Raw genomic sequence first — 11169 nt, 5'->3', positions numbered from 1 at the left:
CCCCGCGGAATAGCGAGCCTGTTGCGCTGCCGCATGACGCCGGGCGCGCGGCGGCTTTTTACTTACCTCTCCCTATGGGAGAGGTGAAGCGAACCCGTTGCCGGACCGATTCAACCAAACCCCACCTTGTTATGCATGGACGGCATACGCCGGGCGGGGGACAAGCCCGCCAAATAGTGATATTCGACCGCTTGCGAAACAGAATCCCCCGGGAAGGACGCCTCGATGACCGTGCACACTGGCAGGCATTTTCTACAGATTCCAGGACCGACCAACGTACCCGACCGGGTGCTGCGGGCCATGGACATGCCGACCCTTGATCATCGCGGTCCCGAATTCGCCGAGCTCGGTCATTGGGTATTGGCGGGCTGCCAGCGCATCTTCCGCACCAAGCAGCCGGTCATCATCTATCCGGCCTCGGGCACCGGCGCCTGGGAAGCCGCGATCGTCAACACGCTGTCGCCCGGCGACACCGTGCTGCTGGCCGAGACCGGCCAGTTCGCGGTGCTGTGGCGCGGGATCGCCGACAAATTCAAGCTCAATGTCGAGTTCCTGCCGACCGACTGGCGCCGCGGCGCCGACGTCGAGCAGATCGAGGCGCGACTAGCCGCCGATCGCGCGCACACCATCAAGGCCGTGCTGGTGGTGCACAACGAGACCTCGACCAGCTGCGTCACCCATCCGCTTGAAGTGCGCAAGGCGCTTAACCGCACCAACCATCCGGCGCTGCTGATGGTCGACACCATCTCCGGGCTCGCCTCGCTCGAATACGAACACGACGCCTGGGGCATCGATATTTCCGTCGCCGGCTCGCAGAAGGGCATGATGCTGCCGCCGGGGCTGAGCTTCAACGCGGTCTCGCAAAAGGCACTCGCGGCGTCCAAGGCGAACACCTCGCTGCGGTCCTATTGGGACTGGCACGACATGATCGCGATCAACAAGCAAGGCACGTTCCCCTACACGCCGGCGACGAACCTGCTGTTCGCGCTGAAGGAAGCCATCACGATGCTGGAGGAGGAGGGGCTCGACAATGTGTTCCTGCGCCACAAGCGTCATGGTGCGGCAACCCGCGCGGCGGCCAAGGCGTGGGGCCTCGAACTGGTGTGCCTCGATCCGCACGCTTATTCGCCGGCGCTGACCGCGGTCATGGTTCCGGACGGACATGACGCGGACGCCTTCCGCAAGGTGGTGCTGGAAAACTTCGACATGTCGCTGGGGACGGGTCTCGGCAAGATCAAGGGCAAGGCGTTCCGGATCGGCCATATCGGACATTTCAACGACCTGATGTTGATGGGGACGCTGTCAGGGGTCGAGATGGGGCTCGATCTCGCCAAGGTGCCCCACCGCAGCGGCGGCGTGCTGGCGGCGATGGACGTGCTGAAGGCCCGCGACGTGGTAGCCATGCCGAAATCAAAGGCCGCGGTGGCTTGAACTGGGCTATGATGATTTCTTCGAAGCGCGCGCCGTGGTGCGGGCTTCGAAATCTACTGGCATGAAGCCGTCTCACGCGCTGAATGAACTAGCGCCGAGCAAGAACAGAAAGAGCGTGCAAATGGACGCCCCGGTAACAGCGACTGAAGATCTGATCTATAGCGTCGACGACGGCATCGCGCGGATAACCTTCAACCGTCCGCAGGCGCGCAACGCGCTGACCTTTGCGATGTACGAACAAATGGCGGCGATCTGCGAGAGCGTCAACGCCGACCGTTCGATCAAGGCGATGATCATCACCGGCACCGGCGAGAAAGCGTTCGCCTCCGGCACCGACATTTCGCAATTCCGCGCCTTCAAGACCGCGGACGATGCGCTCGCCTATGAAGAGCGGATCGATCGCGTGCTCGGCGTGTTGGAAAAGGTCCGCGTGCCCGTCATTGCCGCCATCGCCGGCGCCTGCACCGGCGGCGGGGCGGGGATTGCCGCCTGCTGCGATATCCGGATCGGCACCGCATCGACCCGGATCGGCTTTCCGATCGCACGCACGCTCGGCAATTGCCTGTCGATGTCCAACATCAGCCGCGTTGTCGCGCTGGTAGGGCCGGCGCGAACCAAGGACCTGATCTTCACGGCGCGGCTGATCGAGGCGCCGGAGGCGCTGGCGCTCGGTCTGCTCAACGAGATCGTGCCCGACGTCGAGACGCTGCAGCGGCGCGCCGACGAGACCGCCAGGCTGGTGGCCGGCCACGCGCCGATCACGATGGAGACCGCCAAGGAGGCGGTACTTCGCCTTCGCCGCACCTTGTCGCGCGAAGAGGGGCGGGATCTGATCCTGCGCGCCTATATGTCTGAGGATTTCCGCGAGGGCATGGATGCCTTCCTCAACAAGCGCACGCCGAACTGGAAGGGCAAGTAGGCGGGGGCTGCCTTAAAACACTCAGGCTATCCAAGACACGTCCCGAGAACCCGGAAATGTGACCGGACCGATCGGTGCGTCTGGAGCGACGCCGAAAGTACCATTCCAATATAAGGCGAACCATCTCACCTTTTCAAAATGGCGAGGTTCGTGAATGGAATGATCGAGCAGATTTTGCAAAATTCGCTGGTAGCTCTGAGCTTCAATCACTTCCGAGCTATTGCGGCCTTCAATAGAAAAGTAGCTATCAGAATTTAACTTCTTCAGCCCCTGAAGGATGTGTAGATACGGGGGCCCATCATCGCCGAGTATATAGGTCGGCTCAATAAGGCCCGGCTTCATTAGCTTTAGATCCTCGAACACTTTCTCGCTCAGTATGATGCGCGGATACTTGGCTATCTCGTGCTCAATTCGATGAGCATCCAAAAACGCAGGTCCAAACATTACCGAGCCTACGTGATGCAGCTTGCCTTTGGCGATTGCCCCGCGCGTCAGTATTCCATTGCCGAGCAAATTAAGAGCCAGCTGTCGAGCCGCATATAGAACATAGAGGAGACCGTTAGTGCTTGCATTTGCTGACATCACGATCGAATCGGAGAAGGTCTGAAACTTAAAATCATCGCCGACTACATCATCGAGTTCATTTTCCCGCGAATTGATCTCGTTGAGCGTCTTCACGAGGGCATCGAACCGGCTCGTTAGAGCGTCTGTATCAGTTTTTCTGACGATCTCACTGAAGCCGAGGATATCGAGAAAGACGACGTATCGCTCCGGATATGGCATCGCGACTGACCTTCATAACGGTGTGCCTTGTCCTCGTGTCGAAAGCTAAGGAATACTGTCTTCATTCGCAGTCCCCCGCGCGGATGGCGGCTATAAAATAGGGATGTACATCGAGTTACAGCTATCGCTGAAATCCAGCGAAGGCTTCATGCACCGGCAACCTGAGTAATAAGAATCGAGATTTAGATAAACGCTCAACTTGGCCAGCTTGGTCTCGCACGGGTTCTTTTCGGTCGCCTCGTTCACTGCCACCCAACAAGATGATGCCAGCAGCAGGATCGCCATTAGGATTAGCTGCGCTCGCTTTAAGGCAACGCCACTCGTTGGCGCGTCTGGTCGCCATTTCGAGGGCAGATCTGAAACCGGCATGTCGACCATGGGACGCTCCGTGATGGCGGCGTAATCGCGTCGAAGGAAGTCAGTGTTTCGGAAAACACCTTGCTAATCAGTCGTTGCAAGGTAGGATGTTCTATCTTTGTTCCAGGTGAGATTCAACCGCGCTTTGGAGTCTCCCATTCCAGTGTGTATTAATACATCTGACAAGCTTGACAACGTAGCAAAAGTGTGTATTTATACACAATGAAATCGCAGGATGTCATAAAGGCCCTGAAATCAGATGGTTGGGAACAGGTCGCCCAAAGGGGTAGCCACGTTCAGTTCAAGCACCCAACCAAAAAGGGACGCGTGACCGTCCCGCATCCAAAGAAAGACATCCCGATTGGAACGCTTCGGAGCGTAGAGAAACAGGCGTCCATAAAACTAAGTTGACTACCTAATATCAAATAGGGCCACCACGGCCCGCCCCCTGAACGGGAGGAGATATCAAATGCGACACTACATCGCCCTGATCCATAAAGACGCCGACAGCGATTACGGTGTTTCGTTTCCTGATCTTCCAGGCGTCATCAGCGCAGGCAGCAATCTGGACGAGGCGCGAAAAATGGCGACCGAGGCGCTCGCCTTCCATCTCGAAGGGTTGTCTCAGGATGGTGAGGCCGCTCCGGAGCCTTCCTCGCTCGAAGAAATTATGGCGATCGCCGAGAATAAAGACGCTGTTGCGGTGCTCATCGAAGCGCCGGCAGCCGAAGTCAAAAGCGTGCGCATCAACATCACGATGCCGGCCGACGTGCTTGATCAAATCGATCGGTATGCGGAGCGTGAGGGATTCACGCGATCAGGTTTTCTGGCGCAGGCTGCCAAGAAGGTCATGGCGGCATAGGGCCACCCTATCGCCGGATAGTGCGGTCCTTGCGATCTCCGGCAGCATCGGAGCCGCCGTCGAACTGGGAGTCACCCAGTGGAAATTTCCATCCATCTTCAGCCCGGATGGGTGGAGCGCAGCGATACCCATCACGTGGTGCAGGCGATATCTCCAGTCATGCCGGGCGTTTTGGCGAGCGGCCATAGCCCCCTTGTCGATTCCGGCCCGTCCGCCACGAACCGGGCCCGGCCGGACCGTTGTGGGGCCGGTCCTGGCCCACCGCGCGCTGCGACGGAAACCGGGTTCCCGCCAAATCTCTCGTTAAGTCAACGTCTTGCCGGATTTAATGAAATTTTGACCATCGCGAGGGCCGGGGTCGATTATCCCCGGTTGTGGTTTTCGCGTGACAGACTCGGAGGGTGCCGGGTCGTATGTTCAATCAACGTTGCAAATTATTTCTGCCGGAGGATTTGCCATGAAGCGTTTGCTCATTGGAATTGCCACGGTTACTTCACTGCTCGCCACGAGCGCGCTCGCTGCCGATCTCCCGGTCCGGACCTATACCAAGGCGCCGGTCTATGTTGAGCCCGCTTACGACTGGAGCGGTTTCTACATCGGTCTCAACGGCGGCTACAGCTGGGGCAATGCATCGAATACGTTCACGGCCGGCACCTTGCCGGTCACCACAGCATCGCAACATATGGATGGCTGGGTATTCGGCGGTCAGGCCGGTTACAACTGGCAGTTCAACAAGAGCTGGGTGTTTGGCCTCGAGGGTGACATCGACGCGACCGGGCAGGACGGCACCGCGACGATGGCGTCGAACACGACGGTAACGGTTTTTCCTCCTCCTCTTTTCAACATCGCCGTGCTCCCGACGAGAACGGTCACGACCGTGGCGACAGGAACCTTCGAAGAGAAGCTGCCCTGGCTGGCAACCTTCCGCGGCAGGATCGGCGTATTGCCGACCGATCGCGTATTGCTCTATGTGACGGGCGGTCTGGCCGTCGGTGAGGTCAAGTCGACCTCCAGCGTTGGGACGACAACCACGACCACATTGAGCTTTGGAACGCCGCCGGGACCGACGTCCACGTCAGCCCTCGCGGGCGCCAGCTCCACCCAAGCAGGCTGGACCATTGGCGCCGGTGTCGAAGGGGCGATCGGCGGCAACTGGACCGCCAAGCTTGAATATCTCTATGTCGATCTCGGAACCGTCAACAACACGTTTGCCGGCACCGCCCCGTTTGCGCCGCTCACAACCAGTGCGCACGTCACCGACAACATCCTGCGCGCGGGTATCAACTATCGCTTCGGTGGTCCGGTGGTCGCGAAGTACTGAGGTCTGATTCCCTACCCGAGACACTCAAGCCCGGCCTTGTGCCGGGCTTTTGTTTTGTCGGGAGCGTTGTCGGGCGAACGCGGAAGCCGTGGCCGCCGTCACACCACCTTGGCCTGCCGCAATCCTTCGATCTCGTTGGCGCTGAAGCCGAACTCGGCCAGCACCTCGTCGGTCTGCTCGCCGAACTCCGGCGGGCGCGCCGCCATCTTGCTCGGCGTTCGCGACAGCGCGACCGGCTGGCCGACCAGCCGGATGTGACGGTTCTCGGCGTTGGGCACGTCCTGCGCGATGCCGAGATGCCTGACCTGGTCGTCCTCGAACATCTGGTCGATCGAATAGATCGGGCCGCAGGGCACGCCGGCGGCGTTGAGCTCCCTGACCCAGGTGTCGGTGCTCTTCTTCTCGGTCAAGACATTGAGCTTGGCATTAAGCGCGTCGCGGTTCTTCGAGCGGGCCGGCGCGGTGGCGTAGTCGGGATGGGTGACCAGTTCGGGGGCGCCGATCGCCTGCGCGCAGCGCTCCCAGATCCGCCCGCCGGTGGTGGCGATATTGATGTAGCCGTCGGAGGTCCTGAACACGCCGGTCGGAATGCTGGTCGGATGGTTGTTGCCCGCTTGCTTGGCGACGTCCTTTTCCATCAGCCAGCGCGCGGCCTGGAAATCCAGCATGAATATCTGCGCCTGCAGCAGCGAGGTCTGCACCCACTGGCCTTCGCCCGAGACGTCACGCTCCAGGAGCGCGGTGAGGATGCCGATGGCGCAGAACAGCCCGGCCGTGAGATCCGCGACGGGAATGCCGACCCGCATCGGTCCTTCACCCGGCGCACCGGTGATCGACATCAGCCCGCCCATGCCCTGCGCGATCTGATCGAAGCCGGGACGCTTGTGATAGGGGCCATCCTGGCCGAAGCCGGAGATACTGCCATAAACGATGCGCGGATTGATCTTGCGCACGCTCTCGTAATCGATGCCGAGCTTGGTTTTGACGTCGGGGCGGAAATTCTCGACGATCACGTCGGCCTTCACCACCAGCCGCGTGAACACCTCGAGGCCCCTGGGATCCTTCAGGTTGAGCGTCATCGCGCGCTTGTTGCGGTGCAAATTCTGGAAGTCGGAACCGCTGCGCGGACCGCCCGGCTGCTCGCCGCCGGCGTCCGCCATCAGGGCATCGATCTTGACGACATTGGCGCCCCAGTCCGCGAGCTGCCGCACGCAGGTCGGCCCCGAGCGGACGCGGGTGAGATCGAGCACGGTGAAGCGGGACAGGGCCTGTGAGGCGCGCGGGAAGGGCATTCAGAGAACTCCGGTAGGCGGGGGATCATAGTGCGGGGGGCACCATCGCCGAAAGTGCGCGTCTTGTCATGCGGCAGCGCATCCGATTCGACGCCTGCAAGCCAGCCATCCGTTTTCTGCTAATGCCTGTGGCCGGACCCCTTTCGTCGTCCCCAGACGCTCCAGCGGCCGGCCGGCTGGTCCACGGAACTATCGACATCGGTCGCATCGGCTGGTAGCCCGCTGACGATGCCAGAGGGGTTTGAGCCTTGATCGAACGGCCGGATGCGAGCGGCGGAGCTGCGGCGAACATCCCGGATCCAGGCCGCGCGCAGAGTCCAGGCCGCGCCCGGCGGTTGTTCTCCGGCTGGTCGGCGAATCTGTTGCAGATGGTTTTGGGCGTGATCCAGCAGGTCGCCCTGATTCCTGTTTTCCTGCATTACTGGAGCAGCGACATTCTGGCCGCATGGCTCGTTGTCTATGCTATCGGCAGTCTGGTTCCGATCGCCGATTTTGGTCTGCAGTTTCGGGCGATCAACCGGTTTCTGGCGTTCAAATCGGGTGTCGATTGCGACGGCCGGACCGCGCGCTTCTTCGCGGCGATGCTGAGGATCTATCTGGGGCTTGCGGGATTTCTGGTGGTGCTGGTGCTGGCCGGCGCACGGCTGCTTTCCCCGTCGGTCGCGTTCGGATTCCAGGCGATTTCGGATTTCGATGCGGCGTTCCTGGTGATGACGGTCGGCCTGTTGCTGACGCTGCCGGCAAATCTGGTGTCGGGGCTGTATCGCGCGCGTGGGCTCTACGGTCGTGCGGTCAATCTGCAAAGTATCGGCATGCTGGTTGGGCAGGTGGTTCAGTTGATCGCCATCGTCGCAACGGGAAGCCTGCTGGCGGTCATCGTGGCCTATGTCGCGACACAGATGGCCGTCGCGGTCTATTTCGTGGCCGATGTTCCCCGCCTGTTTCCATTCTTACGTGGCGTGCGCGTCAAGCTCTCGATGCGATGGATCATCGGCCAGCTTCAATACGCGGCTCCCTTTGCCGTGGCAGGCGCGGCCGAGCTTGCGCTGCTCAATATCCCGGTGCTGCTGGTGAGCGCTTTGGTATCTGATCGCGTGGCCGTGGCGCAGTGGGGCCTTACTCGGGTGGTCGCGGGCTTGCTGCGCATGCTCTGCATTCAGACCACGCTTCCGCTGGCGGCCGAACTGGGGCACGATTATGCGGTCGGTCTGCGGGAGCGATTGCGCAGCCTCTATGCCCGCGGGTCGGTGTTCGTCACCTTGCTGGCGAGCGTCGTGGTCTCGGGGCTTTTGCCGTTCTGGCCGGATTTCTTTGCGCTGTGGACTCATGGCGCCGTTCCCTACGATCCGGTGCTCGCCATCACCTTGCTGATCGGCACCGCTGCGGTCGCGCCGTCGATCCTGGCGCTGGGCTACGCCAATTACAGCAATCGCGGCACTCTTCTGGTGCGCACCAAAGGGCTTCAACTGGCCGTTTTCCTGGTGCTGTCGGTCGTGCTGATCCAGCGCATCGGACCGCTGGGCGCGGCCATCGCGGTCATCGCCAGCGACCTCATGATTCAGTTCGGGCTGCTCGGGATCATCATTCTCAGGCAGACGCTGCAACGGCCGTTTGCCCACATCGCCGTTCTGGTGATGCTGATGGTCACGGTGACGTTATGCGGATGGGGATTGGGAACGGCAATCCGGTCGTTGCTGCCCTGGACGGGCTTGACGCGCTTCGTGGCCGAATGCGCGCTTTGGCTATGTGTCGTAGGGCTTGTTGCCAGCCCGCTGCTGAGTGCGCGGCTGCGTAACGGACTGATCGCCAGAATCCCGACGTGAAGATACGCGGCAGGATCCGGACCGACTCCGCAATTCGGCTTGACCTTGGGAAAATTCGCCGGTTCTGTCTTCGCGACATCTGCTGATAAAAGGGGGATACCGGGCTTGTGAGGCTCTTCCAGAATGCCAGATACTATCCCTCGCTGCGTCCGAGGCTTCGCGAGCTGACCAGGGATTATCAGACGTTCACCGGCAAAATAAACGCGTTTTTGAATTTCAGGGAAGGGGCGGCTCACATCCTTCTGCCCGTCGATCAGCGGGCCGAGTGGGCGTTTTTCACCAATGGCGATGACGGCGACGTCCAGCGCGTTTGGGCACGCGAGCATGGCCTGAAACCGCGTGCCTCCGCGAGCGAGATTCTGAGAGCGCAGATCGAAGAGCACCGTGCCGATGTATTCTACAATCTCGATGCGACCGGCTGGGCACAGGATTTTACCAAGACTCTGCCGGGTTGTGTCAAGAAAACCATCGCCTGGCACGCCGCGCCGATCCGCAACGTATCGTTCTCCGGCTACGATCTCGTGGTTTGTAATTTTCCGTCCATTCGCGCCACGCTGGCGGCGCAGGGCTGCCGCACCGGCGATTTCTTTCCCGCTTACGACCCGCAATTCGCGCCATTCGCCGGTCGCCAGCACAGGCCGGTGGACGTGTTGTTCGTTGGCGGCTATTCGCGCCACCACCGGCGGCGGGCCGCGGTGCTGGAAGCGATCGCAAAACTGGCCGGCGAATACGATATCGTGTATCGCCTGGATCGATCGCGGCTGTGCCGGCTGGCAGAATCGCCGCTCGGGCAATTTCTCCCGCTGGCGGCGCACCGCAGGCCACCTGCCATCCGGGCCATCACGCAGGAGCCGATATTCGGGCGAGACTATTATGAGGCGCTTGCATCCGCTAAAATCGTGTTGAACGGTGCGATCGATATGGCGGGGGCGGACCGTGGCAACATGCGCTGCTTTGAGGCGCTGGGGGCCGGATCGCTGATGCTGTCGGACGACGGCAACTATCCGGAAGGGATGAGGGATGGCCAGACCATCGCGACCTACAACTCGCCTGAGCATGCGGTGAAACAGATCAGGACGTTGCTCGGGGCTTCGGCGCAAAGATTGGGTATCACGCGCGCGGGCCATGACATGGTATCGACGATCTATTCAAAACAAGCTCAATGGGAACGCTTCGAGGCGCTGGTCGCTTCGATCTAGAGCATGATCCGGAAAAGTGGGAACCGGTTTTCCCTCGCGACAAACGCCAGAGGCGTTTGCGCGGAGATCATGCTCAAACAGAAAGATAGACGACGAGCATGATTCAGCCCAGTTGAATCATGCTCTAGAAGGGCCGATCATGTCAGACAGTTTTCTTCCGATTTCGAAACCCTTCATCGGCCCGCGCGAAAAGGAACTCGTGCTGGATGCGCTGGATTCCGGATGGGTGTCGTCGATCGGCAAATACATCGACGAGTTCGAGACCAGCTTCGCGCGCTATTGCGGAACCGACTACGCGTTGGCCGTCAGCAACGGCACCAGCGGCCTTCATCTCGCGCTGGCGACGCTTGGGCTTCAGTCGGGCGATGAGGTGATCATTCCCGATCTGACGTTCGTGGCGACCGCGAACGCGGTCGCCTACACCGGCGCGACGCCGGTGCTGGCCGATGTCGACCCCGATACGCTCTGTATCGATCCCGCGTCGGTCAAATCGTTGATAACAGGACGAACCAGGGCGATTATCCCGGTCCATCTGTATGGTCATCCGGCCGATATGGATGCGCTGCGCGCGATCGCCGACGCCCATGGCCTGGATATCATCGAGGATGCGGCTGAAGCGCATGGCGCCGAGTACAAAGGCCGCAAGGTCGGCGGTCTCGGCAAATGCGGCGTCTTCAGTTTCTACGGCAACAAGGTGATTACGACAGGTGAAGGCGGCATGCTGACCACCAACGACCGCGAGTTCTACCAGCGCGCCAAGAGGCTGCGCGATCACGCGATGAGTCCAACGCGGCGATATTTTCACGAGGAGCGCGGATTCAATTACCGCATCACCAATCTGCAGGCCGCGCTCGGCGTGGCGCAACTGGAGCGCATCGAGGAATTTCTGGAGCGCCGGGCCGAGATCATGGGGTGGTACAATTCGGAAATCGCCATCACAGACGGCATTCGGCTCAACCAGGTAAAAAACTGGGCGAAGAACGCGTTCTGGATGATCTGTCTGGAGGTCGACTGGCTGAATGAACCGCGCCGGGACGTCTTGATGCGGAAACTCCGGGAGCGCGGTATCGACACCCGTCCATATTTTTGCACGTTGTCGTCGATGCCGATGTACAAGCAGGAGCCGCTCCCGATCGCGGCCCGCAAATCGCAGATCGGCCTCAATCTGCCGTCCTATTTCGA

11 protein-coding genes are annotated in these 11169 nt (G+C 60.7%); 8 read left to right on the top strand and 3 right to left on the bottom strand.

Annotation, left to right across the window (positions count from 1 at the left end):
- Positions 1-225: 225 nt before the first annotated feature.
- Both ABR948_RS23020 and ABR948_RS23015 read left to right on the top strand, forming a co-directional pair.
- Positions 226-1431: a pyridoxal-phosphate-dependent aminotransferase family protein gene (locus tag ABR948_RS23020; protein WP_428122475.1), complete on the top strand. Its 1206-nt coding sequence runs from the start codon at positions 226-228 to the stop codon at positions 1429-1431.
- A gap of 121 nt (positions 1432-1552) precedes the next feature.
- Positions 1553-2350 carry an enoyl-CoA hydratase/isomerase family protein gene (locus ABR948_RS23015; protein ID WP_428122473.1) on the top strand — a complete coding sequence of 266 codons (798 nt, stop codon included), beginning with the start codon at positions 1553-1555 and terminating at the stop codon, positions 2348-2350.
- A gap of 21 nt (positions 2351-2371) precedes the next feature.
- Here ABR948_RS23015 and ABR948_RS23010 read toward each other — a convergent pair whose 3' ends face one another.
- Together ABR948_RS23010 and ABR948_RS23005 are read right to left on the bottom strand one after the other, a co-directional pair.
- Complete coding sequence (locus tag ABR948_RS23010; RefSeq protein ID WP_428122471.1) at positions 2372-3133, bottom strand: hypothetical protein; 762 nt, start codon at positions 3131-3133, stop codon at positions 2372-2374.
- A gap of 90 nt (positions 3134-3223) precedes the next feature.
- Entirely contained in the window at positions 3224-3511 is a 288-nt protein-coding gene (locus tag ABR948_RS23005; RefSeq protein ID WP_428122469.1) for a hypothetical protein, read from the bottom strand.
- Between the two features lie 201 nt (positions 3512-3712).
- On the opposite strand from ABR948_RS23005, the gene ABR948_RS23000 reads away from it, so the two are divergent.
- The 3 genes from ABR948_RS23000 to ABR948_RS22990 all read left to right on the top strand — a co-directional run bounded on the left by ABR948_RS23000 (position 3713) and on the right by ABR948_RS22990 (position 5673).
- Positions 3713-3901 carry a type II toxin-antitoxin system HicA family toxin gene (locus ABR948_RS23000; RefSeq protein WP_428122466.1) on the top strand — a complete coding sequence of 63 codons (189 nt, stop codon included), beginning with the start codon at positions 3713-3715 and terminating at the stop codon, positions 3899-3901.
- Between the two features lie 58 nt (positions 3902-3959).
- A complete protein-coding gene (locus tag ABR948_RS22995) occupies positions 3960-4352 on the top strand; it encodes a type II toxin-antitoxin system HicB family antitoxin (RefSeq protein WP_428122464.1) in 393 nt (130 codons plus the stop codon).
- A gap of 457 nt (positions 4353-4809) precedes the next feature.
- Complete coding sequence (locus ABR948_RS22990; RefSeq protein WP_428122462.1) at positions 4810-5673, top strand: outer membrane protein; 864 nt, start codon at positions 4810-4812, stop codon at positions 5671-5673.
- Positions 5674-5771: 98 nt separating this feature from the next.
- Here the strand turns inward: ABR948_RS22990 and ABR948_RS22985 are convergent, their stop codons facing one another.
- Positions 5772-6965: a CaiB/BaiF CoA transferase family protein gene (locus ABR948_RS22985; RefSeq protein ID WP_428122460.1), complete on the bottom strand. Its 1194-nt coding sequence runs from the start codon at positions 6963-6965 to the stop codon at positions 5772-5774.
- Positions 6966-7327: 362 nt separating this feature from the next.
- Between ABR948_RS22985 and ABR948_RS22980 the strand changes: the two genes are divergently transcribed.
- From ABR948_RS22980 to ABR948_RS22970, 3 genes are all read left to right on the top strand, one after another.
- Positions 7328-8788: a lipopolysaccharide biosynthesis protein gene (locus ABR948_RS22980; RefSeq protein WP_428122458.1), complete on the top strand. Its 1461-nt coding sequence runs from the start codon at positions 7328-7330 to the stop codon at positions 8786-8788.
- A 107-nt stretch (positions 8789-8895) separates the two neighbouring features.
- Positions 8896-9987, top strand: coding sequence for a glycosyltransferase family protein (locus ABR948_RS22975; protein ID WP_428122456.1), 1092 nt, complete (start codon positions 8896-8898; stop codon positions 9985-9987).
- Positions 9988-10126: 139 nt separating this feature from the next.
- Positions 10127-11169: DegT/DnrJ/EryC1/StrS family aminotransferase (locus ABR948_RS22970; protein WP_428122454.1), on the top strand; the 1043-nt coding region annotated here is incomplete at its 3' end.

Source organism: Bradyrhizobium sp. (genome assembly GCF_050014615.1).
In the GTDB taxonomy this organism is placed as follows: domain Bacteria; phylum Pseudomonadota; class Alphaproteobacteria; order Rhizobiales; family Xanthobacteraceae; genus Bradyrhizobium.
This window is presented reverse-complemented; position numbering and strand designations above follow the sequence as displayed.

Bases quoted from the DNA above. Each gene is read 5' to 3' on its own strand.
- ABR948_RS23020 (WP_428122475.1), top strand. From the start codon at position 226: ATGACCGTGCACACTGGCAGGCATTTTCTACAGATTCCAGGACCGACC.
- ABR948_RS23015 (WP_428122473.1), top strand. From the start codon at position 1,553: ATGGACGCCCCGGTAACAGCGACTGAAGATCTGATCTATAGCGTCGAC.
- ABR948_RS23010 (WP_428122471.1), bottom strand. From the start codon at position 3,133: ATGCCATATCCGGAGCGATACGTCGTCTTTCTCGATATCCTCGGCTTC.
- ABR948_RS23005 (WP_428122469.1), bottom strand. From the start codon at position 3,511: ATGGTCGACATGCCGGTTTCAGATCTGCCCTCGAAATGGCGACCAGAC.
- ABR948_RS23000 (WP_428122466.1), top strand. From the start codon at position 3,713: ATGAAATCGCAGGATGTCATAAAGGCCCTGAAATCAGATGGTTGGGAA.
- ABR948_RS22995 (WP_428122464.1), top strand. From the start codon at position 3,960: ATGCGACACTACATCGCCCTGATCCATAAAGACGCCGACAGCGATTAC.
- ABR948_RS22990 (WP_428122462.1), top strand. From the start codon at position 4,810: ATGAAGCGTTTGCTCATTGGAATTGCCACGGTTACTTCACTGCTCGCC.
- ABR948_RS22985 (WP_428122460.1), bottom strand. From the start codon at position 6,965: ATGCCCTTCCCGCGCGCCTCACAGGCCCTGTCCCGCTTCACCGTGCTC.